General features: G+C 59.2%; 15 protein-coding genes. 11 read left to right on the top strand and 4 right to left on the bottom strand.

All coding sequences use genetic code 11. From position 1 onward, the window contains the following. Window positions 1-14 precede the first annotated feature (14 nt). From TBK1r_RS26280 to TBK1r_RS26255, 6 genes are all read left to right on the top strand, one after another. Window positions 15-1,448 carry an NAD(P)(+) transhydrogenase (Re/Si-specific) subunit beta gene (locus tag TBK1r_RS26280; RefSeq protein WP_473772462.1) on the top strand — a complete coding sequence of 478 codons (1,434 nt, stop codon included), beginning with the start codon at window positions 15-17 and terminating at the stop codon, window positions 1,446-1,448. Window positions 1,449-1,562: 114 nt separating this feature from the next. Further along, window positions 1,563-2,213: a hypothetical protein gene (locus TBK1r_RS26275; protein ID WP_145217706.1), complete on the top strand. Its 651-nt coding sequence runs from the start codon at window positions 1,563-1,565 to the stop codon at window positions 2,211-2,213. Window positions 2,214-2,813: 600 nt separating this feature from the next. Further along, a complete protein-coding gene (locus TBK1r_RS26270; RefSeq protein ID WP_145217703.1) occupies window positions 2,814-3,839 on the top strand; it encodes a SecDF P1 head subdomain-containing protein in 1,026 nt (341 codons plus the stop codon). 175 nt (window positions 3,840-4,014) lie between these two features. Continuing rightward, on the top strand, window positions 4,015-4,398 hold the full coding sequence (locus TBK1r_RS26265) for a BlaI/MecI/CopY family transcriptional regulator (protein WP_145217700.1): 384 nt from the start codon (window positions 4,015-4,017) through the stop codon (window positions 4,396-4,398). After that, window positions 4,395-7,748, top strand: coding sequence for a M56 family metallopeptidase (locus TBK1r_RS26260; RefSeq protein ID WP_145217697.1), 3,354 nt, complete (start codon window positions 4,395-4,397; stop codon window positions 7,746-7,748). Before TBK1r_RS26265 ends, TBK1r_RS26260 begins: the two co-directional genes overlap by 4 nt. A gap of 33 nt (window positions 7,749-7,781) precedes the next feature. After that, the gene (locus TBK1r_RS26255; protein ID WP_145217694.1) at window positions 7,782-8,051 is read left to right on the top strand and encodes a hypothetical protein; all 270 of its coding nucleotides are present in this window, start codon (window positions 7,782-7,784) and stop codon (window positions 8,049-8,051) included. 152 nt (window positions 8,052-8,203) lie between these two features. On the opposite strand, the gene TBK1r_RS26250 is transcribed toward TBK1r_RS26255, so the two are convergent. After that, the gene (locus TBK1r_RS26250) at window positions 8,204-9,601 is read right to left on the bottom strand and encodes a hypothetical protein (RefSeq protein ID WP_145217690.1); all 1,398 of its coding nucleotides are present in this window, start codon (window positions 9,599-9,601) and stop codon (window positions 8,204-8,206) included. A gap of 517 nt (window positions 9,602-10,118) precedes the next feature. Here TBK1r_RS26250 and TBK1r_RS26245 point away from each other — a divergent pair. Continuing rightward, on the top strand, window positions 10,119-11,264 hold the full coding sequence (locus TBK1r_RS26245) for an SGNH/GDSL hydrolase family protein (RefSeq protein WP_145217687.1): 1,146 nt from the start codon (window positions 10,119-10,121) through the stop codon (window positions 11,262-11,264). 152 nt (window positions 11,265-11,416) lie between these two features. On the opposite strand, the gene TBK1r_RS26240 is transcribed toward TBK1r_RS26245, so the two are convergent. Next, the gene (locus tag TBK1r_RS26240; RefSeq protein WP_145217684.1) at window positions 11,417-12,481 is read right to left on the bottom strand and encodes a beta/alpha barrel domain-containing protein; all 1,065 of its coding nucleotides are present in this window, start codon (window positions 12,479-12,481) and stop codon (window positions 11,417-11,419) included. A gap of 413 nt (window positions 12,482-12,894) precedes the next feature. Next, the gene (locus TBK1r_RS26235) at window positions 12,895-13,749 is read right to left on the bottom strand and encodes a sugar phosphate isomerase/epimerase family protein (RefSeq protein ID WP_145217682.1); all 855 of its coding nucleotides are present in this window, start codon (window positions 13,747-13,749) and stop codon (window positions 12,895-12,897) included. Between the two features lie 190 nt (window positions 13,750-13,939). Here TBK1r_RS26235 and TBK1r_RS26230 point away from each other — a divergent pair, with 190 nt between their 5' ends. The 4 genes from TBK1r_RS26230 to TBK1r_RS26215 all read left to right on the top strand — a co-directional run bounded on the left by TBK1r_RS26230 (window position 13,940) and on the right by TBK1r_RS26215 (window position 21,093). Beyond that, the gene (locus tag TBK1r_RS26230; RefSeq protein WP_473772461.1) at window positions 13,940-14,965 is read left to right on the top strand and encodes an alcohol dehydrogenase catalytic domain-containing protein; all 1,026 of its coding nucleotides are present in this window, start codon (window positions 13,940-13,942) and stop codon (window positions 14,963-14,965) included. Between the two features lie 341 nt (window positions 14,966-15,306). Next, window positions 15,307-18,261 (top strand): PSD1 and planctomycete cytochrome C domain-containing protein, encoded by a 2,955-nt coding sequence (locus TBK1r_RS26225; protein ID WP_473772524.1) that lies wholly within the window; start codon window positions 15,307-15,309, stop codon window positions 18,259-18,261. A 59-nt stretch (window positions 18,262-18,320) separates the two neighbouring features. Then, window positions 18,321-19,715, top strand: coding sequence for a DUF1501 domain-containing protein (locus TBK1r_RS26220; RefSeq protein ID WP_145223049.1), 1,395 nt, complete (start codon window positions 18,321-18,323; stop codon window positions 19,713-19,715). Between the two features lie 337 nt (window positions 19,716-20,052). Further along, on the top strand, window positions 20,053-21,093 hold the full coding sequence (locus tag TBK1r_RS26215; RefSeq protein ID WP_419580411.1) for an SMP-30/gluconolactonase/LRE family protein: 1,041 nt from the start codon (window positions 20,053-20,055) through the stop codon (window positions 21,091-21,093). A 163-nt stretch (window positions 21,094-21,256) separates the two neighbouring features. Here TBK1r_RS26215 and TBK1r_RS26210 read toward each other — a convergent pair whose 3' ends face one another. After that, complete coding sequence (locus tag TBK1r_RS26210; protein WP_419580410.1) at window positions 21,257-22,612, bottom strand: sigma-54-dependent transcriptional regulator; 1,356 nt, start codon at window positions 22,610-22,612, stop codon at window positions 21,257-21,259. Window positions 22,613-22,620 lie beyond the last annotated feature (8 nt).

Raw genomic sequence — 22,620 nt, 5'->3', positions numbered from 1 at the left:
CGTACATGAAAGACATGCCGTTTTCTCACCCACTCGTGATTGCTTCCGAGACGCTTCCCTTGAACCAGTCCCTGGCCACGGTCGCGTACATCGTGGCGGCGGTCCTGTTCATTTTCTCCTTGGCCGGGTTGTCCCACCAAACGAGTGCCAAGCGTGGCAATCTGCTCGGGATCATCGGCATGGTGCTGGCGGTCGGGGCGACCGTCTTTGGAGTGATGAACGGCGGGTACCTCTGGATGGCGGTCGCGATCTTGCCGGCGATCTTGATCGGTGCCCGGTTGGCCGCGCGTTTATCGATGGATCATCTGCCACAACTGGTGGCGATGCTGCACAGCTTTGTGGGATTGGCGGCCGTTTTCGTCGGCATCTCCAGCCACATCGAACCCGGGATCGCTGTCCCCGACGGCGAGATGCTGATTCACAAAATCGAGATCTACGTCGGCGTCTTCATCGGCGCGTTGACCTTCACCGGATCGATCGTCGCCTTCTTGAAATTGGCCGAACTTGTCGGTGGTCGAGCGGTGACGCTGCCCGGTCGCCACGTCTTGAACGTCGTCCTGATGCTCACCTGTGTCGGCCTGGGAATCTGGTACTGCCGTGTCGAGGGTGGTGATGCGCTGATACCGCTGTTGATCATGACCGCGATCTCGTCGCTGATCGGTGTTCACTTGGTGATGGCGATCGGCGGTGCGGACATGCCGGTGGTGGTTTCCATGCTCAACTCCTATTCCGGCTGGGCTGCCGCGGCGGCCGGATTCATGCTGAAGAACCACTTGCTGATCGTCACCGGCGCGCTGGTCGGCAGCTCGGGAGCGATTCTGTCGTACATCATGTGCGCGGCGATGAACCGAAGTTTTTTCAGCGTGATCATGGGCGGGTTCGGCAGCGGCGCGGGCGGGCCGGCCGCCGTGGTCGAGGGGACGACGAAGGAATTCAGCGTCGACGAGACGGTCGCGATGCTCGAAGAAGCACAAAGCATCGTGATCGTCCCGGGCTACGGCATGGCGGTCGCTCAAGCACAACATTCCCTTGCCGAAGTCGTCAAGACGCTGCTCAAACGCAACAAGGAAGTCCGTTTTGCCATTCACCCGGTCGCCGGACGCCTGCCCGGGCACATGAACGTGTTGCTGGCCGAAGCGAACGTGCCGTACGACATCGTCTTGGAAATGGACGAAATCAATGAAGACATGTCTGATACCGATGCGATCCTGGTGATCGGGGCCAACGATATCGTCAATCCAGCCGCACTGGATGATCCCAATAGCCCGATCGCGGGCATGCCGGTGATCGAAGTCTGGACGGCCAAAACCTGCGTGGTGATGAAACGCGGCATGTCCACCGGATACGCCGGTGTCGGAAATCCGTTATTCTTTAAAGACAACACGTACATGTTGTTCGGTGACGCCAAGGAAAACGTCGACGCGATCCTGCGAGGACTGCAACGTTAGGCCCTGGCCCGAAACCTTTGTCGGGGCTGGGATGTGGGATACGCTGCCAGTCTGTCGGCGCACATCGACCAGCCGGACGCCTTTTCGTTCTTGATCACCTCGCGGGGTACACAAATGATTCAAGAGATTAAGACCGCTGCGCTGGCGGCTATGGTCTGCCTCGTCGGTTTCACCAGCGTCATCGGTTTGACCAGCGTCGCTGCGGCCGAGGTTTCGACCACGTCGCTGCGTCAACAAACCCGGACACAACTGCGTCTGGAAGCGAACGCTACCGCAGGCCAAGCCAATGACGATGCCGTCGCCGCGCTTTGTGATTTGTATGTCGTTCTGCGAAGCGATCCACGTTACGCGACCAGCGAAATGCTCCAAGGCGACGCCGCGAAAGTACGGCGACGCCTACTGACCATCGCACGCCGAAAAGAAATTCAACTCGGTCGCAAAGAGATTCCCCGTCCCGCGGGGCTGTCTCAACAAGTCGATGCGGCGATTGAGTCGGCGATCAACACGGCGTCTAACGATTCAGCCGAGTCGACATCGCGCGCGACCGAGACGGGATCTGCCGTTGGGGCATCCGGCGGAGGAGCCGTCGGGGGTGCGGGATGGCAGCTGGTGGAATTGATCGAGCGGATCGTGGCACCCGATTTCTGGGAATCACGCGGCGGCGTCGGATCCATTCATTACTTTGCCATGCGGCGTGTCCTGGTCGTCCGAGCAACCAGCGATGTGCACCAACAGGTCAAAGATCTGTTGACGGCGTTGCGGTAGCGGGACAGTGTCCTGGTATTCCTTGTCACCTTGCGTTTCGGGTAGGCGGTCGTGGACGAGGCGACGAGTCCTTGCATTGCGTTTCGAGTAGGCGGTAGTGGACGAGGCGACGAGTCCTTGCCAAGATGCCGACTGCAGAGGACTCGTCGCCTCGTCCACTACCCGAAAAGCAGAGGACTCGTCGCCTCGTCCACTACCCGAAGAGCAGAGGACTGGTCGCCTCGTCCGCTACCCGAAAAGCAGAGGACTCGTCGCCTCGTCCACTACCCGAAGAGCAGAGGACTCGTCGCCTCGTCCACTACCCGAAAAGCAGAGGACTCGTCGCCTCGTCCGCTACCCGAAGAGCAGAGGACTCGTCGCCTCGTCCGGTACCCGAAGAGCAGAGGACTCGTCGCCTCGTCCACTACCCGAAGAGCAGAGGACTCGTCGCCTCGTCCACTACCCGAAAAGCAGAGGACTCGTCGCCTCGTCCACTACCCGAAGAGCAGAGGACTGGTCGCCTCGTCCGCTACCCGAAAAGCAGAGGACTCGTCGCCTCGTCCGCTACCCGAAAAGCAGAGGACTCGTCGCCTCGTCCACTACCCGAAGAGCAGAGGACTGGTGAACCAACATCATCCCCCTTCACGCCGCAAGACCATCCTCGCGGTTGCCGTCACGGTCTGGGTCGCGATTGCGGTCGGGCTGGTGTTCTTTGCCAAGACCTCGGTGGAAGGGACGCGGATCGAGTATCAGATCGAATCATCGGATGTTCGTGCGGATCAAATCGTCTCGGCTGTCGAGCGGCGGCTAAACGGGTTCTTCGATGGGGCGAAAGAGATCCGAGTGATTGAGGACGGCAGGAAACTGCAGATCGACTTGGAAACCACCGACAGCGCGCAGCTGGATGCGATCGCGACCCTGCTGCACCACGAGGGACATTTGCGATTTCTGGCGCTCGCCCAACCAGGACGCCACGACGCCGTGATCGATGCGGCGAGCGCTCAGATCGACAGCGGTGATCGTTCGCTGGAGGTTCGAGACGCGTCGGACGCCCTGGTCGGCCGATGGGCGTTGATCGATCAATCCATCGATCCGATGACGGGTTGGCCGAAGCCGAAGATCGAACCGCAGGGGTTGATCCTGCGAGATTTTAAAACCGGTGCGCTCGTCGACTTGGCGTCGTCGCTGCAAACTTCCGAGGGGCAAGTCGATGTGGGACAATGGATGTTCGACAACAACGTCACCGGATTGGAAGCTTTGGCGATCGTCGAACCGGACGTTCAGCTGGACGGTGATTCGCTCAGCTTCGCCGCGATAACCGAAGATGCAAACGGTCAACTGGCGGTTTCGCTGGAATTCACGACGCAGGGAAGCACCGCGTTGGAAACGTTGACCAAACGCTATGTACCGGTCGGTCAGCGGCAAACCAGGCTCGGGATCATCTTCGATGACGTCTTGATCACCGCGCCGAAGATTCTGCAACCGATCCGCAAGCAGGCAGTGATTACAGGCGACTTCGAAAAAGCCGAGGTCCAGACGATCATCGCCGTGCTCAAGGCCGGACGTCTGCCGATCGAGTTGCCCGAGCAACCCGTCAGGCGAGAACCGGTCACGCTGACCAAGCCGCTATTGCAGTGGCCGCTGTGACACGCATGGTTCAATCGTGGCAAGCGAGTAACGTGTGCCACCCAAGCGACGGCATCGGCAACTTGCAACTTTTTCGCAATGTCCAAAAAAATCGTTGACAGCGGATCGACCGACCGTCAGACTGACTTTGAAGTGTTAAAAATTTCTTGTCGGCGTTTTGGTCGAGGTGGTGTCGATGGGGGTGGAACAACTCAGTCGTCGCGAGCGGGAAATCGTCGACATCTTGTATGTCAAGGAGGAAGCGACCGCGGCTGAGGTGCGGCTCGCCATGACCGGTGATCCGTCCGATGCCACGGTCCGAACGCTGTTGCGGATCTTGGGCGAAAAGGGGTTCGTCAAGTTTAAACGCCAGGGGAGGCACTACCGGTATCGGCCGGTTCAACCCAAAAAGCGCGCCGCGAAGCAGGCGTTTCAGCATGTCTTGGATGTTTTCTTCGGCGGCTCGGTCGAGCAAGCCCTGGCGTCGCATCTGTCGGATCCGAAGACGAGTCTTCAAGAAGACGAATTGAACCGACTGCGTGAATTGATTGCCGAAGCAGAGCGGAGGGAGATGCCATGAGCGTGTGGATCGAGCAATTCATGGCGTGGGGCGATTCCCATCCATCGTTTGCACTGCTTTGCGTCTGGATCATCCGTGCCGCCGTGGTGGTTTTGACGGCGTGGATCATCCAGAGGTTGGCCCGATCGCGGTCATCGAGCGTACGTCATTGCGTTTGGATCGGCGCGTTTGGTGCGTTGGTGCTGTTGATCCCACAACTGCTGACCGCCATTCCGATTCAGATTCCGGTTCAGGTCCAATCATCGACGCCAAACGAGACTCAAGTGCTGAGGGATCGTGCTGGCAACAGCAGCGAACGAAGTCTCGCAGTGGAAGCCCCGATTGATCGACCGTGGAATGCGACGGACGCGAACGCTTCTGGCCTCGATCGAGCACCCCGGACGGCCGCATCGCCGGCACCAGCCGTTCCCATGTCGGACGTGGTAGCGGCGGCGTCGACTCGTCAGCGTCCCGGCGTGATCGTGCCGAAGGAGTCATCGATCGTATTCATCATGATCGTTGTTTACGGTGTTGGATTGCTGTCCTGGCTGGCGAGAATCGTTGTCAGCGGGCTTCGATTGAGACGATTTGCGAGTAATGCAAGTTCGTTCTCTCAGGAGCACCGGGCACTCGCCCAGTCGTGCGCAGCTCGTTTAGGTTTACGGAGTCCGCCGCAATGTCGAGTCTCCATGGACGTTTCCATGCCGCTGACATTCGGCGTGATTCGTCCAATCGTGCTGGTTCCGATCGATTTTGAATCCTTCACGGTCGATCAGCAGCGGCATTGCCTGTTGCACGAAATGGCACACGTCGCGCGACGTGACGCCTGTTGGAATTGGTTGGCAGAAATCACGACTGCCGTGTATTGGTTTCATCCTTCTGTGCATTGGGCTCGATGGCAACTGCGGCGATCGCGAGAAGACGCCGCGGATGATGCGGTCGTACGATCCGGCGAACGGGCGTCCGCGTACTCGCGCAGCCTTTTGGAGATCACGCAGAACATCGTCGCCTCGGATTCACAGCCAGTCGCCGCGGTCCATTCGGGTACGAATCTGCAAAACCGCATTGGACGTCTGTTGGACCCGAGGTTGAATGTTGACCCACAATCGAGGTGGACTGTGCCGGTGATTGGTATCGTCTTCTCGTTGATCACGTTGACGGGGATTCATTTCCAGGTCGTCACGGGTCAAACGCCGACGACAGCGGAAACTCCGCGCCCACAACGGTCGAATACGCAGCAGTCCGACAACGTTTCGGCGGACATTGCGGCGGACATTGCGGCGGACGTTGCGGCGGACGTTGCGGCAACGACTGACGAACGATCCACCGATGTCGGCTTGTATGATCAATTCAAGGCGGTCGAACTTGCGACGTCGGATAATGACGATGACCAAGACAGGATCGACATCGAGTTCCAAGGCCGTGTGACTGACCCGTCGGGGCCGATTGCCGACGCCGTTGTCTTGATTCGCGAATTCGTGGCGTTCCGCGGTCCGAGCGGCCGCTACCTGCCTCCGCCGATTGTTGCCCGAACGACGACCGATCAGCAGGGCCGCTACCACATCCGGGGCATTCCGATCGTTCGGCTCAAATCACTCGGTCTGGCTCGATGGGAGGTTCTGGTGGCTGATCCAAACGATCGGCTTGGACTAGGGGCCTACGCGCTGTCCTCATTCGATCGCCGACAACCCACTCCGTGGAAAGCATCGATCGATATTCAACTGCCTGGCAGCGAAGAAATAGCGGCTCAGGTGGTGACGCCGGCGGGAAGCGGAATCGGCGATGTCCGTGTCGCAGTAAAAGAAATCAACGTGCCGGAAAGTGTCGACTTTGACGCGGGGCCGTTTTTCCGCGGCAGCAAGCAAGGCTTTCCGAAGCAATCCCACGTCTTTCGTTTTCCCACCGATGAACTCCAATTGCTGGCGCGAACCGACAGCGACGGGCGTTTTGCCTTTCAGATGCCGAAGAACGCTTCACTGGTGTTAGGCCTTCGCCAAAGCGAATCGTTCCCACGACTCCTTCGGCTCTCTGCGCCGAAGTATCAGCGGGGAATCATGGCGACACATGTTGCCGATGAGTATGTCTCACCCGCAACGATCGAGTTGCGACGACTGCTGCTCGTCTCGGTCGCCGTTGAAGATGAAGCCGGTGAAGCGGTGAAACAATTCTCGCTTTCTGCGTTGACGCCGCGGGGCAAAGCGCAGTCGCAACGATTTCAAGTTTCCGATGACGGAGAGCTGCGCACCACGAAGGAGTTTTTGCGGGAGGCGGCAGGAGACGACGGCCGGGTTCAATTCGTCGCGCGATTCCCGTTTGAGTCCGGATTGCTGCCGTTGGCAACGTCGGCGGAGGCCGAATCCGTGATCGACCGGCGCAGCTTGCGGTTGCAGACGCTGCAGGGCACTCGGGCATCTGGGCGGGTCGTCCGGGCGAGTGATGGCGAGGGAGTCGCGGATGTCCAAGTTTGCTGGCATCGTCAGGCGGACCATCTCGAGGACACGTTGCTCCGCGCCACGACCGACGCACAAGGCGAGTGGCGAATGGTGGTTCCAAAAGAAAAGGGCTTTCTAACGGTCGTTGGCAGTTCACCCGGACTGGATCTGTGGATGACCGATCGGTTCAATGCCGAGACTTCGAGACCACCGCAAATGACTCAAGCGATTGAAGCCGACGACCGCTTCGATTTAAAGGTACCGGACTTCCAGGTCCAAAGCATTCCCGTCCGCTGGGTGACGGTGGTCGACACCAGCGGATCACCCGTGGAAGGTGTTTGGATTCATTGTGGTTTTATTGAGACGCTCAAGCGCGATAACCGAACGTATCACTTGCCGCAGACGCTGGCAGAGTCGGCGAAGACGGGGCCGGACGGTCGGTGTGCCTTGCTGCTGCATCGATCAACCTGGGAACATGGGACAGTGAGCGTGACGAAGATTGACGACGAAAGCTCCTCCACGCGTCCTCGATTCACGGCAGCCCAGGCAACGATCAACCCGGATTCCGACGCCCCCATCAAGCTGGTGTTGCGTGATCCGTGGCTCGTCAGCGGGCGCGTGATGCTCGACGGTACGCCGGCGACCGGGCTTACGGTCGGCCTGACCACGCGTTTGATCGGATCGGGCGATTTCGGCCAATTTAAAACGGACACCGTACCGATCGGAGAGGATGGAAGCTTCCAAGTCCAAGCCGTCGCCGGACTGGAATACGCCGTCGCCGTTCGCCAGGATGCCGAGACGGAAACGAAATACTTCTATTGGCAGACACCTATTCCGGAAGCTCGGTCGGGACGCGTCGACGTCGGAACGCTCTCGATTTCAAGCAACCAACTCAAGACGCACCAACAGCTGTATGATGAGCGTTACAAACCAAAATAGGCAGCGCCGATCCACTCTCCACAGGAACCAACGATGACTGATCCGGAAACCACGCCCGAGCCCGAAGCCCCTTCCAAAGAAGAGCTTCGGTTGGCGATGAAGGCGTTTCGCAAACGATTGAAGCTGATGAAACTGGATGAAGAATCCAGCCTTGGGCACGGACCGATGTCATCGGGCCGAAAATCCAGCATTGCCGCGATCCGTCCGCCGGATCAGTTTCCCAAGGCGGTCTGGCAAGAACTCGCCCGCCAAGGAAAACTACGCCACGACGGTGGCGGGCTGTACGCGATCACGGAAACCTAGTGGTCTATCGCAGCGCAGTTTTCGGGTAGTGGACGAGGCGACGAGTCCCCTGTAGTGGACGAGGCGACGAGTCCTCTTTCGTCGGCATATTGGCAGGGGACTCGTCGCCTCGTCCACTACCGCCTACCCGAGAACCAAGGTGCGGCGAAGCACTAGTGCTTGACCAACCGGGCGCCTTCAAAGGTTTCTGCCTGGGGAAAACCGAGTAACCATTTTGCGTCGATCACGGCTTGCCCGGCGAAGTCGGACGATTCGAGCAGCTGCGATGGAGCCGTTTTGAGTTTGCCTTCGGTGTCCACGTACGCCTTGACCAGGTACTCGCCCGCGGCCAGCGGAAACGCATCCTCGGCGGCCTCTTGTTCCGGACTGAGGTTCGACGCGATCAATAACAGCGCTCCGTTGACCATCGCTCTGGGGGTCACGACCGATTGCGTGAATGCGACGGGATCGTCAGACCAATTGCCTGACGGATCTTTGCCGTGAACGAACAGTTGGACGACGGAGCCCGGTTTCCAATCCGCCGGCGTCCCTTTGACCCGCAAGATCCGCTGGGTCGGGATCCAGTTGTCCGAGGGTAATTCGTCAGCCGTCGCGTATTGGTCGCCGACCACCGCGGCGTAGTCTTCCAGCCAAGCGACGAACAATTTGTAGGAGTGGTCATCGACGTGCATCTTGATGCCTCCCATGTGGGAGACCGGGTCGGCCGAAGACGGCTTGCCCAGTGTGCCGTCGTCCTGCTTGGGTGGCAATTTGGCCGTCGGCTTGAGTACCAACAGGCTCTTGGCCGGATCTTTCAAGTTGATCAACGGATATCGTTTCCCATCTTGCTTGCGGCTGCTGGCGACCAATGCCGCGAGCGTCGCTTCGGGGGTTTCGCGAAACAGATTCATCCGCGCGCCGTAGGTTTTGACGAGTTCACCGTGACGCTCGGCCGGCTTTTGATGCTTTGGATTGTCGGCGTCAATTTCATCAGGCGTGTGACAGGGGAAACAACGCATCCGCTGCGACCAAACGTTTCGAGTGAAGGCTTCCAGCACGCGACTCTTGCGGGCATGGCGAACGACTTCTAACGGTTTGGCCGGTCCGACCGCCGCGAGTTGCTCGGGCGCCGAGCGTGAAACCAGAACGGGGTCACTGCAACAGGCTTTGATCCACGCGGAGAACGCTTCGTATTCGGCCTGCCGCGTTTTCGCGTGAATCCGCTTGGCCAACGGATCAGAATCTTTTTCGCCCATCTGAATCAGTGTCAAAATCTTTGACCGTTCGGGAGCCTCCACATCAACCAAGCCGTCCGCCCGCAGCGCGAGGAACGTGTCGGTATGTGAGGGCAGGATGTAGTCCTTGATGTCGACCGACGACAGGTGGCATTGCACACAACTGGACGGATTGGGCGAGCGAAAGATCGGCATGATCCGTTCTTCGAACAACTGCAACGCCGTCGTCGGCTCGGATGCCTGGACCAATTCTAATGGAGCCGGCGCGCTGGTGACGGCAACAACCAGTGTCAAGAAAGTCAGCCGAATCCGCGCGGGGAATGATCGTTTCGTCATGATCGTGCTCGAATGGATGGTTCGATGATGAGGTCGCAGAACACGACCGTGTTTGTGCAGGATGTCGAGGTGATTCAAATCGAACTTGGATTGTATCGTGCCGCGGCCCGTTGTCCGCAATAGAATCGACAGATCCAGGGAACACTTTGTCTAATTGCCGCGGACGTGGGCGATGGCTCGTGGGATCACCCCCGGCTGACCGGGGCTGCTTTCGAAATGCGGGCTAATGGCGAGGATTCGCCCGTGACCAATGCTACCTACTCGTTAGCGGAACGGCGCGAGCCGCCCGGTCTCGGCTCAACAACACGTTGAAAGACCGGAGGGCTCGCGCCCTGCCGCTAACAAAGAACACCTCGTTTAGTGTCCAAGCCCCCAAACCGGTCAACGCCAGGATGCCGGAGGACTCGCGGCTTGTTGATTTCATCGCTGTTGGCGACTGCCCACCGACGCGGCGAGACCAAGTATAAATGGCACGTCCGCTCTGTGTTCATTCAGCCAACCCCTTCACGTGGTCATCATGCAATCCCTGTCGTTTCATCCCTTCGTCCTCGTCAGCACACTTATTCTGGCGGGCAATTCGCCAGCTCAGGACCAGGTGGGGCAAGCGACCCGATGGCAGTACTCCGCGGATCAACTGCGACCGTTCTGGAGGGGTGACGTTGTCGATCAGGAATCCGTGTTGTTCGTGCGAGATTCCGAGTCGGACGAAGCTCGCGGTTTGGTGCTGTTTCCAATCCGCGAAATCGTCTCGGTGCGCAGCTCATCGGGTGACATGACGTATCAACAAGGCGTTGACTATCGATTCGTTCCCGGGACTCGCGAGATCGTGATCCCGGTGGGGTCACGTGTGGTCACGACCCCGCCGTCGGCGCTGCGTCGTCCGGCCAAGTCGCAACGACATCAACTGACGCACCGTGACGGGAATGGCGAGATCCTGTTCGGCGCGAAGTTGGAATATCACCAGATGCAAACCCATGTGACGTACAGGAAAGCCGACACAGCGTGGCCGGTTTCGATGCCATCGTTCGACCCCGCTTCGCTTCCCAAGACGCTGCAAAAATTGCGTGACCGCCGCGCGGTTTCCATTGTTTTACTTGGCGACAGTATTTCCACCGGTTGCAACGCATCCGGATGGGGCGGTGGGGCACCGTTTCAACCGGCCTACCAGGATTTATTCGCGGAGCATCTTCGCCGTCATTTTCAATCGGACGTCGAACTGACGAACCTGTCAGTCGGTGGCCAATCGACCCCGTGGGGCATCACCATGATCGATCAAGTCACCGCGTGCCAGCCGGACCTGGTGATCTTGGCTTTTGGGATGAACGATTCGGCGGGGCGTTCGGCCGAGGAGTTTGGCGAGAATACCGCCACGATGATCAACAACACCCGAGCGCAATGCCCCCATGCGGAATTCATCTTGATCTCGCCGATGCTCGGCAATCGCGATTGGGTGCGATTGAATCACGACGTGTTTCCGCAGTACCGCGATCAGTTGGCGTCCCTTTGTGAACCCGGCATCGCGCTGGCGGATCTTACCAGCGTTTGGGGCGAATTCATGAAGCGAAAAAAGGATTCGGACCTGACCGGCAACGGCGTCAACCATCCCAACGACTTCGGGCATCGGGTTTACGCCCAAGTGCTGTCGGCGTTGCTGGTCGAGTAGGCATTGCGTTTAGTGCCGCCTCCGTTGACACCAAACGGGTTGTTCATTGTTAGCGGCAGGGCGCGAGCCCTCCGGTCTTGCACGTCGAAACCGGACGGCTCGCGCCGTTCCGCTAACAGGTACGATGCCAGTACGCTTGATCGGCCGGCCGTTCAGCCATCCACGACATCGCTGGTCGGATGGCCCCAGCGGTCGCCGTGGAGACGCGAGACGTTGCTGCGGACTTCGGCGGGATCAAATCGTGCCGTCAATCCTTTCAGGTAATCATTGCGTTGGGATTCGGAGTCAAATTCCAGCGGGCGATTTTCGAACAGGTCATCAAGCGATTTCATGCGATGGCGTTCCATGAAATTCCGCAGTCCATCGATTAGTGTGCGAACGACCGTCGGTCCTTCGCGGCAGACCGCCGAGGTGACCATCGCGACGTCGGCTCCGGCCAGCAAGGCTTTCACGACATCGATGCTGGTACCGATCCCGCCACAGGCAGCCAACGGCATGCCGGGGCAGTAACTGTGGACTTGCATCACCGGCCCGATGATCTTGCTGACCGTTCCCGGTTCGGTGAGCGTCCATTCCGATTTCAGCTCGAACGTGTCCAGCGAAATGTCGGTGTCGGGCAATCGGCCGAACAGAATCAAACCCTGGGAGCCGGACAACAACCGGCACGAAAGTTGGCTGAGTCGGGTGTAGCTGCGATGCAGCTTGACAAACAGCGGAATCTTGATGGCGTGATCGATTTTCGTCACCACCTCGACGACCGCGTCTTCGACCTCGCGAGCGGTGCCGTACACGCTTGGTGGAGGCGGCTGTAAACACAACTCGATGGCCGCCGCACCGGCCTGTTCGACTTCCTTGGCAAAGTCCAACCAATTGCCGCCGCTCTCCCCGTTCAGACTGGCGATCACCGGAATCGAAAGCTGTGAGCTGGCCCGCGTGACCATTTTCAAATAGGACTCGGCATCGAATCCGGCGTTCTCCACCGGCACGCGGCGGCTGCGTTTGAGCAACGATTGATCCTGTTGCGAAAGCGCAATCCCGTGACGATCATTCCACAACAACACCTGCTCTTGAAACAGCGAGGGCAGCACGATCGCCCCAGCGCCGGCGGAAACCAACGCGACTTGACTCGGTTCCTCTGCCGTCATGGGACACGAGCCCACCACGATGGGGGCTTTGAGATGCAAGCCGCCAAAGTTGGTACTCAGATCGATGCTCATCGAATTACCTGGTCAATCTTTTGGCGCGATCGGAGTCCAACGCCAGGGGAAAGTTGCGCGAACGTGGTGCGATTTTGACCGGGACGCTCCTGCATAAAGGAAAACGTCAAACGATGACACCCACTCCATCGGGAGGCCCAGTTTGCGCCCCATCAATGATGCATCTCTTGTGCCGAGTGGGGGTCGCGGAATCGCTTCCACAACACAAATTCTGTTCTTTTTTCGCCCCGTGCTCGCCGCACCGCTTTCAAGGCGCCTCCACGGTCCCCGAGGCATCGTTCTCGGCCTGTGGGCGTAGACACTTGTTGAGGCAAATCGGACAACCGGTGGAATTTTGAGAGCCACATCGCAAACGTTCATCCCTCCGGCGACCCGCACACCTCTGGTCATATTCGCACGCCGGATTCGTGCCCTCAGACGGTTATGTGCGAACTCGCACCTTCGACGCGACGTTTGACTTCGCGAATGAAGCGACTGCCTCGCTGTGCCCCATCCAGCGTGGTTTCGGGATCGGAGTTGCCGTTGAGTTCCAAGATAATGGGGCCTTCGAAGTGAACGCGATCGAGCTGCCTGATGAACGGCTCCCACTCAATCGTGCCGTCGCCTGGAGGAAGATCGTCGTCCTCCACGCCGCCGTTGTCACTGGCGTGCACCATCCACAGGTGGCCGGAAAGCTTGTGGGCGACCGACAGCAGATCGCCGGAAAGGTAGGCATGCCCGGTGTCCAGACAGATCCCGACATCGGTGCTTTCGATCGCGCCCAAGATCCAAAGAACGTCTCGCGGTTTGCCGAAAAACAGGTGTGGCATCATGTTTTCCAGCACCAGTCCCACGTTCAGTTCAACGCACTCGCTGGTGATCAGATTCAGCGAGTGGGCCGCAAGTTCCATGCGGTGCATTCGCTCCTCTTCGGGAAGGTCATGTTGTTCGGGGCCCGGATGGATCACGAAATAGCGAACACCGATCTCTGCGGCTGCCGTGGCGGCGGTGACAATTTCTTCGATCGATCGATTGCGAATGTTCGCATCGGGGGATGTGATATCGATCTGTTCGGCAAACGGTGCGTGGAACGAATACGGCTCGATCTTCAATTGCTGAATCAGATCACCGGCACGTTTGACCATCTCAAAATCGTGGTAATCCAGGTGCGACGGAAACGAGCAGATTTCGATCAGATTGAATCCCCCGGCTCGGATTCGTTCCAGGCAATCGAAAATGCTGTGGCGATAAAAACACCCCGTGGAAAGACCGATCGGCCACTCAATCATGTTGCTCACTCCCCATCAAACCAGGCCGATTGGATCTCTCGGCTCGGACGCACGACGCTGCAACGTCGTGCGTCGAATCAGCGTTTCTGGAAGCAAAACATGTGCCGAACGGCGGTCATTGATCAGCGGCATGTCAGTTGCTCTCTGACAAGGCATGGGGTTTGGATGGGGAACGTCCGGAGAAAAACTGATGGACATGATGAATGCAATGGTGCTGCCACGGATCGTGTCGCTCGACGAGTGCCAGACGCCACTTGAGCCGGTCGAATTGCCGATTCCCGATCCGCGTCGCGGGGAAGTGTTGGTGAGGGTGTTGGCGTGTGGTGTCTGTCACACGGAACTGGATGAAATCGAAGGCCGAACCGCTCCGCCGCGTTTGCCCGTGGTGCCCGGGCATGAAGTCGTGGGTCGGATTGTTGCATTGGGAGACGGAGTCACCGATTGGACCGTCGGAGAGCGAGTCGGCGTCGGCTGGATCTACTCTTCATCGGGAAGCAAGCTGGAGAACCTGAGTGGCTCATTTCGTGCAACCGGGCGTGATGTCGACGGCGGCTACGCCCAATACATGCGCGCCGACGCGGGATACGTGTATCCGATTCCCGACGGTTTCAGCGACGCCGAAGCGGCACCGTTGTTGTGCGCCGGGGGTATCGGGTACCGAACGCTCAAGCTGGCCAATCTGTTTGACGGCGGACTGCTGGGGCTGACCGGGTTCGGCGGCTCGGCACACTTGGTCTTGCAGTTGGCTCGGCATTTATATCCGCGAACAAAAATCTATGTGTTTGCCCGTGATCAACGTTCCCGAGAGTTTGCGTTGGAACTGGGGGCACACTGGGCGGGCGCGATCGAGGACCGTGCGCCGGAACGGTTGCACGCAGTCATCGACACCACGCCGGCGTGGAAGCCGATTGTCGAAGCGCTGCGGAATCTGCGACCGGCCGGGCGATTGGTGATCAACGCGATCGGCAAGGAGGACGCGGACAAGGACTCCCTCAGCCGTCTTTGTTACCACGATCATTTGTGGATGGAAAAAGAAATCAAGAGCGTGGCAAATATCACGCACAACGACATCGCCGAGTTTCTGCCGATCGCGGCGGAGATCCCGATCCGACCGCAGGTGCAGACGTACACGCTCGCACAGGCCAACCGGGCACTCTTGGAACTAAAGCAGGGCCACGTGCGCGGTGCCAAGGTGATCGTGATGGACGCTCCGTGATGCGTCCAGGCTGAGTCGCGTGGGGTGCCGCTGCGTCGTAAATGGTTGGCCCGCTGTCGCAGTTTCCCCTCACGGTTTCTCATCGGCATCACTATGATGCAAACCCCACCCCAGCACTCCGGCAGGTGCCGCGGAAAAGGGGTCAGGTACCAAAAATGCAAAGCCCCGTTGGGACACTTCGTTTTTGGTACCTGACCCCTTTTCCGCTCGACGTCCTTCTTCAGGTAGAATACCGTCTGGTTTGCGTGTCCCGGTTCGATCAACGTGGAGAAGAAGTGACTTCGATTCGGCAATTTGTTTGGCGCTGTGTGTTGACCCTCGGTTTCTTGGCCTGCCCATGGGTGGGGATTGCTCCGGCCGAGTCGCCGGCGGTGTCACCGACCGGGGAACAATTGGAATTCTTTGAAAAGGAAGTCCGTCCGCTGTTGGCAGAGCATTGTTATTCGTGTCACAGCGCGGATTCGAAGAAACTGCAAGCGGGGCTGCGGGTCGACAGTTTGGCGGCGATGCTGCGGGGGGGCGATTCCGGCGAAGCGGTCGTTCCCGGCGATGTCGACGGCAGCTTGCTAATTGAAGCGGTTCGGTATGAATCGTATGAGATGCCGCCCAAGGGAAAATTGCCCGCGGAGGACATCGAGACGCTGGAGCGGTGGGTGGAGATCGGGGCACCTTGGCCGCACGAAGACGCTCCGGAGGAGACGGCGACACGGCCCGAGTTTGATCTCGAACAACGTTCCCAGGACTACTGGGTCTGGCAACCGATTCGATCGCCCCAGCCTCCCGAGGTGAAACACGACACCTGGCCGCGACAGTCGCTGGACCATTTCGTGCTTTACAGGCTCGAACAGGCGGGGCTGAAACCGTCCACCGACGCAGACCGATCGGCGCTGCTGCGACGCGTGTGCTTTGATTTGATCGGCTTGCCGCCGACCCCCGAACAGGCCGAACGATTTCTCGGTGACCAGTCTCCCCAAGCGTTGCAGCGACTCGTCGACGAACTGCTCGACTCTCCGCACTTCGGCGAACGGTGGGGCCGTCATTGGTTGGACCTGGTCCGCTACGCCGAATCGCGCGGCCACGAGTTTGACAACGATGCACCCAACGCGTTCCAGTACCGCGACTACATCATTCGCGCGCTCAACGCCGATGTGCCCTACGACCAATTGATTCGCGAACACATTGCCGGTGATCTGCTGGAACGGCCACGGACGAACCCCGACGAGGGATTCAATGAATCGATTCTGGGCACCGGATTTTGGTTTCTCGGCGAATGGGTCCATTCTCCGGTGGATATTTTGAAGGACGAGAGCGACCGCTTCGACAACATGATCGATGTCATGTCGAAAGCGTTCCTGGGTGTCACCGTGTCCTGTGCCCGCTGTCATGATCACAAGTTTGATGCCATCTCGACCGCCGACTACTACTCGTTGACCGGCTTCCTGCAAGGCAGCGATTACCGGCAGGTCCGTTTCGAATCGATCGAACACAATCGCAAGATCGCCGATAGCCTGTCGGCAGTCGATGCCAAGTATCAAAGCTCGGTCGAACAACTACTGGTCGAACGTCAGTTAGCGCCCGAGCCCGTCGCCCCGATGAAACCGGAGTTGGCCGCGGCGATCGTGTTCGACTACGAAACCCTCTCCGCGGACCAGTTCTATCAAGACGGGTTTCTGTTCGGAGACCGGCCGCGGCGTGCCGGACAAAGCATCGTTGCCGAAAAGGACGACAAGCCGGTGATTGAATTCACCTCCGTTTCGGCAGCGGTCAGTGATCCCTTTTGGAACGGCTTGCAGTCGGTCAGCGAGACAGGGATGAACAACCGCAGTCGGCTGGCCAATCTGCCCCGTAGCGGACGCACCTTGCGGACGCCGACGTTCACCTTGACCGACGGCAACGTCGCCTGTCGGGTGCGTGGTGCCGGTCACGTCGTCGCCTGCGTGGACTCCCACCGTTTGATCGCCGGCCCGCTGCACGGCGAGACGATCAAGGCGATCAAAGCGACCGATGATTGGGTGCAATTGAATCTGAATCGTTACGTCGGCCATCGGCTGCACCTGGAATTCACCCCGGACGAAAATGCCCAGCTGGAAGTTTCGTTGATCACGCAAGGGGCATCGAAATCGGATCGACAACGTCTCCAGCAGCGACAACAGTCAATCGCCGCCGGCGTGGAGAAGATGGCAAGCCAGGCCCGCGAGATCCTGGCGGACGAGCTTTCCGAAATCGCCCGCCTGTGGTCTCAAGAACGATCACAACTGCAGTCTCAGATCATGCACCGATCTCGACTGGCCATGGCGATGCTCGATGGGACAGGCGAAGACGCATCGGTTTACATTCGTGGCAATTCATCGAAGCCCGGCCAGATCGAACCGCGACATTTTCTGACCGCGGTTTCCGGTGACGACCCGATGGAAATTCGATCGGGCAGTGGACGACGGGAACTGGCCGAACACATCAACGATCCCGGCAATCCGCTCACGTCTCGCGTCATCGTCAATCGAATCTGGCATTACTTGATCGGCCGAGGCATCGTGCCCACCACCGACGATTTCGGCGTGCTGGGCCAGCGACCGACGCACCCGGATTTGTTGGATCACCTGGCCACCCAATTCCGTCAGGATGGGCAAAGTCTGAAGCGGATGATTCGACGGATCGTGCTCTCTCGCACCTATCAGATGTCCAGCCTGGCCGATCCCGCCGCGGTGGCCGCCGATCCCAAAAACCTGCTCTTTCACCACCGACCCCCGAAACGCCTCGAAGGCGAAGTCATTCGGGACGCACTGTTGTCGATCTCCGGAGCCTTGGACCCGGTGCAATTCGGCGAGCCGATTCCGATTCACCTGACGGCGTTCATGGATGGACGTGGCCGGCCGGGACGGAGTGGCCCGCTTGATGGAGCACGTCGACGATCGATTTACACCGCGGTGCGACGCAACTTTCTCTCGCCGTTCATGTTGACGTTCGATACGCCCGTTCCGTTCAGCACGATGGGGCGACGCAACGTGTCCAACGTCCCCGCCCAAGCATTGATTCTGATGAACGACCCGTTGGTGGTTCAATTGGCCGGCCAATGGGCCGACCGGGCTCGCTCGTTGCACTCGTCCAGTGAGCCGCGGATCCGCTGGATGTACACGTCGGCCTTTGCCAGACAACCGACCGAACAAGAACTGGCCGTCGCCCAGGCGTTCTTGGATTCCCAACGCGACGCCCGCCAAGTGGATCCCGACGACGCCGAATTGTGGAGCGATTTCGCCCACGCGCTGATCAACACCAAGGAGTTTATTTTTCTGCGATGACCAAGCACTCTCTCTTTCCCTGCCAACGCTATCAAGCCCAGCCGAGTTCGCGTCGCGACATGCTGCGACGCTGCGCCAGCGGTTTTGGGGCCGTCGCGTTGGCCGGTTTGGCACAGGACGCCGCTTATTCTTTGGAGTCGACTCAATCGGAGGAACTCGGCAAAGCCGGTCACGGCCCGCATCACCAAGTGCGTGCCAAGAATGTGATCTTCTTGTACATGGATGGCGGACCGTCGCAGGTTGATACCTTTGATCCGAAACCGCTGTTGACCAAGTTCAACGGCAAAGACCCCGGCACTTTGTTCGACGTCGAACCGACTCAGTTCAACAACAACGGCACGGTGCTGGCGAGCCCCTGGGAGTTCCAGCAGCACGGTGAATCGGGCATCCCCGTCAGCAGCCTGTTTCCCCACGTGGCGACCTGTGTCGATGAGCTGGCGGTTGTGCGATCGATGGTGTCGGAGTTTCCCGAACACACCTTTGCCAACTACTTTCTGCACACCGGCAGCGGTCTGCAGGGTCGTCCGAGCATGGGGGCCTGGGTCAATTATGGGCTGGGCAGCGTGTGCCAAAACCTGCCCGGTTTTGTCGTCATCAACGGTGGACTGATCCCGCCCGGCGGACTGGATTGTTTCGGCAGCGGATTTCTGCCCGCCAGTTACCAGGGATCGGTGTTCAAACCTTCCGGAAGTGGCGTCGCCAACATCGCGCCGACCGAGTCGTCTCCGCAGCGCCAGCGTGAGAAACTCGATTTGATCGGCCAGTTGGATGGCTTTGCCTCCCAACAGTTCGGCCGGCACGATAGCCTGGATTCTGCAATCCGAAATTACGAACTGGCCTATGCGATGCAGATGGCGGTTCCGGAAGTGATGTCGATCAAGGACGAACCCGCCCACGTCCAAAAAATGTATGGGATGGAATCAACGTACGAACCGACACGGATTTATGCGGCGCAGTGCTTGATTGCTCGTCGAATGATCGAAAGTGGAGTCCGGTTTGTCGAGCTGACGTGCCCCAAGGTCGGCGGTGACCGGTGGGACCAACACGGGAACCTGAAACAGGGCCACGAAAACAACGCCCGCGCCGTCGACCAGCCCATCGCCGCGCTGTTGAAAGACCTTCGCCAGCGCGGAATGCTGGACGAGACATTGGTCGTTTGGGCGGGCGAGTTCGGACGCACACCCTTTGCCCAAGGCAAGGACGGACGCGACCACAACCAATTTGGGTTTACCGTCTGGATGGCCGGCGGTGGCGTCAAACGCGGCACCACGTACGGGGCGACCGACGAGTTCGGTTACAAGGCGATCGAAAACCGCGTCGAAGTCCACGATCTGCACGCGACGATGCTGCATCTGATGGGCGTCGATCACACCCGGTCGACCTTCCGATTCGGCGGACGCGACATGCGGCTGACCGACGTCAAGGGCCACGTGGTCCATGACATCATCGCGTGATGCTCCGAAGTGGGGCAAGCATCCTGCTTGCCACCCCCACCGACCAGACAGTGGAGTAAGCATCCTGCTTGCCATCCTCGCCGGCCAAACAGTGGGGTAAGCATCCTGCTTGCCACCTTCGCCGGCTCCGCCGGCGACCAGACAGCGTTTTAAGCACCCTGCTTGCCACCCCCGCCGGCTCCGCCGGCGACCACAAACCAGTAACCCCATGCCACTTGCTTTGGCACTAAAACAATTAGCGGATCGGAGCGAGCCGTCCGGTTTCGCCATGAAAGACCGGAGGGCTCGCGCCCTGCCGCTCTTACCCCTTCCAACGCCCAACATTCCCCAGTGCGAAATGAATCTCCAACACCCAATCACGTCCGTTGACCAACAGCCACGCGCTGTCACCCAAACCCTCGACGGAACAACGGAGACCGGGCCCGTCCGACGCTGCAGAAATCTCGTTCGATCGATCACCGCCGTGTTGTGCTGCGTCATCACCTTCTCCGCGTCCCATGCCGCCGAGCCGACGACCCATGGTTTTCTCGCTTGCGGCGGAGCGACGTATATCGTCGATGGCAATGGAAACAAAACATGGACCTACCCCCACGCCACTCGCGATGGATACGTTCTGGAAAACGGCAACATCGTCCTGACACTCAACAAGGGGAAACGATACTCCGGCGGTGCCGTCGTTGAAATCACTCCCGACGGAACGGAAACACTGATCTGGAAAGGCACGCAGTCGGAAGTCAACAGCGCCCAGCCGACGGCCGATGGGACGTTCGTGATCACCGAAGCCGGCACGAACCCGCGGTTGATCGAGGTGGATCGTTCCGGAGCGGTGCGGGTTGAGTTCCCGTTGGCCTGTCAAAAAGAAAACCATCACATGCAGACGCGGATGGCCAGAAAGCTGGCCGACGGGACGTACTTGGCGCCGCATCTGTTTGATTTCGCGGTCTTTCATTACGACGCCAAGGGCCGAGTCCTCGGTCAGCTCGACACAACCGTGTCCGGCGATACCGAGCATGCCATCCACACTTGGCCGTTCACCGCGATCCGCCATGGCGACGGCCAGACCCTGGTGTGCTGCACACACGGAAACCGAGTGGTCGACTTCGATGCGTCTGGAAAAATCGTTTGGCAATTGACCAACGACGACCTGCCCGGACCCTGGTTGCAAGATCCTTGCGGCAGCCAAGTGTTGCCCAACGGCAACGTGGTGATCACCAGCTATGCCGGCGGACGAAAGGATCCCGCGGCACCAAAGATGTTTGAAGTCACACGCGACAAACAAGTGGTTTGGAAATACACCGACGGCAAGAAAGTCGGCATCCACCACTTTCAAATCCTCGACACCAACGGCGAAAAACTGACCGGGTTACCGTTGAAGTGAGGGCGAGGGTGTGACGTGGTCCGTCATGCATTACCCCGAGCAAGTAGGGCATGCTGTGCATGCCAATCGTCACGCACAGCGTGACCTACGTGTCTACGCGTCTGGCCGACCGTCACGCACAGCGTGACCTACGTGTCTGGCCAATCGTCACGCACCGCGTGACCTACGTGTCCTGTTTCAACTTGCGGTAGATCGTCTTTCGGTCCAGTCCGAGGATTCGGGCGGCTTGCGTCTGGTTGCCGCCGACCGCTTCGAGCACATGGTTGATGTAGCGGCGTTCGATTTCTTCCATCGGGACCAATTCACTCGGATCCAAGCCGCCGATGAACAGCGTGCCGGCGGAGAAGTTGCTGATTTTTTCCGGCAGGTCTTCGATCGTGATCTTGTCGTAACGCGTCAACGCGACGGCGCGTTCGATCACGTTGCGCAACTCGCGAATGTTACCAGGCCAAGAATACGCGAGCAATTTTTCGGCCACGCCTTCGGCAAACCCGTCCACCGATTTGCGTTCGGATCTGGCAAACTGTTTCAAGAAATGCTCTGCCAGTCGTAGCGTGTCGGTTCCCCGGGCTCGCAGCGGCGGCAACTGGATGCCGATCACGTTGATCCGATAAAACAGGTCCTCGCGGAATCGCCCCTCGGCGACCGAAGTTTCCAAGTCACGGTTGGTTGCCGTCAAGACACGAACGTCAAAGGGGATGTCCTTGTCGCTGCCCACCGGACGGACCGATCGTTCTTCCAGGGTCCGAAGCAATTTGACCTGCATCGGCATCGGCATCTCGCCCATTTCGTCCAACAGCAGCGTTCCACCATTGGCTTCCAGAAACAGCCCCCGACGTTCGCTCCGCGCGTCGGTGAAGGCTCCCTTGACGTGGCCGAACAGTTCACTCTCGAGCAATGTTTCACTGAGCGCGCCGCAGTTGACGGCGACAAACGGTTGCTCGCTGCGCCGGCTGTTGGCATGGATCGACCGGGCGACAAGTTCCTTACCGGTTCCGCTTTCGCCGCAGATCAGAACCGCGGCATCGGATTGTGCGACACGTTGCAGTTGTTCGTACAGTTTCACCATCGCGGGACTCTTGCCGATCATTTCCCCGAACGCGCCGATGTCGTCCGACGATGCGTTCAGCAATCGGACTTGCTCGGACAGTTGGCGATGTTCGATCGCCCGCCGCAAGGTGATCGCCAGCAGATCCATCTCGATCGGTTTGGTGATGAAGTCGTATGCGCCGGCGCGCATCGCCGTGATCGCGGTTTCCAACGTTCCGAAAGCGGTCATCACGATCACCGGCACATCGGGCCTGGTTTCGGTGAACTGCCGGCACAGTTGCAAACCCGTCGTGCCCGGCATTTTCACGTCGGTCAGCACCACATCAAAATTTTCCTGGTGCAAGGCCTCCACCGCGTCTGCTGCCGACAGGCACCATCGGCTGTTGATCCCGCGCAGTCGCAGATCGGTTTCGATCAACTCACACATGTTTCGTTCGTCGTCCACGATCAAGACGTTCGGGTTAGACATGGTTCCGT

The sequence above is a fragment of the Stieleria magnilauensis genome (genome assembly GCA_007753675.1).
Taxonomy (GTDB): domain Bacteria; phylum Planctomycetota; class Planctomycetia; order Pirellulales; family Pirellulaceae; genus Stieleria; species Stieleria magnilauensis.
The sequence above is the reverse complement of the archived record's forward strand: the minus strand, read 5'-3'. Positions and strand labels throughout refer to the sequence as shown.

Coding starts and splice junctions, on each gene's coding strand:
- TBK1r_RS26275 (WP_145217706.1), top strand. CDS start 1,563: ATGATTCAAGAGATTAAGACCGCTGCGCTGGCGGCTATGGTCTGCCTC.
- TBK1r_RS26240 (WP_145217684.1), bottom strand. CDS start 12,481: ATGAGCATCGATCTGAGTACCAACTTTGGCGGCTTGCATCTCAAAGCC.
- TBK1r_RS26280 (WP_473772462.1), top strand. CDS start 15: ATGCCGTTTTCTCACCCACTCGTGATTGCTTCCGAGACGCTTCCCTTG.
- TBK1r_RS26235 (WP_145217682.1), bottom strand. CDS start 13,749: ATGATTGAGTGGCCGATCGGTCTTTCCACGGGGTGTTTTTATCGCCAC.
- TBK1r_RS26220 (WP_145223049.1), top strand. CDS start 18,321: ATGCTGCGACGCTGCGCCAGCGGTTTTGGGGCCGTCGCGTTGGCCGGT.
- TBK1r_RS26215 (WP_419580411.1), top strand. CDS start 20,053: ATGAATCTCCAACACCCAATCACGTCCGTTGACCAACAGCCACGCGCT.
- TBK1r_RS26260 (WP_145217697.1), top strand. CDS start 4,395: ATGAGCGTGTGGATCGAGCAATTCATGGCGTGGGGCGATTCCCATCCA.
- TBK1r_RS26265 (WP_145217700.1), top strand. CDS start 4,015: ATGGGGGTGGAACAACTCAGTCGTCGCGAGCGGGAAATCGTCGACATC.
- TBK1r_RS26250 (WP_145217690.1), bottom strand. CDS start 9,601: ATGACGAAACGATCATTCCCCGCGCGGATTCGGCTGACTTTCTTGACA.
- TBK1r_RS26230 (WP_473772461.1), top strand. CDS start 13,940: ATGGACATGATGAATGCAATGGTGCTGCCACGGATCGTGTCGCTCGAC.
- TBK1r_RS26245 (WP_145217687.1), top strand. CDS start 10,119: ATGCAATCCCTGTCGTTTCATCCCTTCGTCCTCGTCAGCACACTTATT.
- TBK1r_RS26210 (WP_419580410.1), bottom strand. CDS start 22,612: ATGTCTAACCCGAACGTCTTGATCGTGGACGACGAACGAAACATGTGT.
- TBK1r_RS26255 (WP_145217694.1), top strand. CDS start 7,782: ATGACTGATCCGGAAACCACGCCCGAGCCCGAAGCCCCTTCCAAAGAA.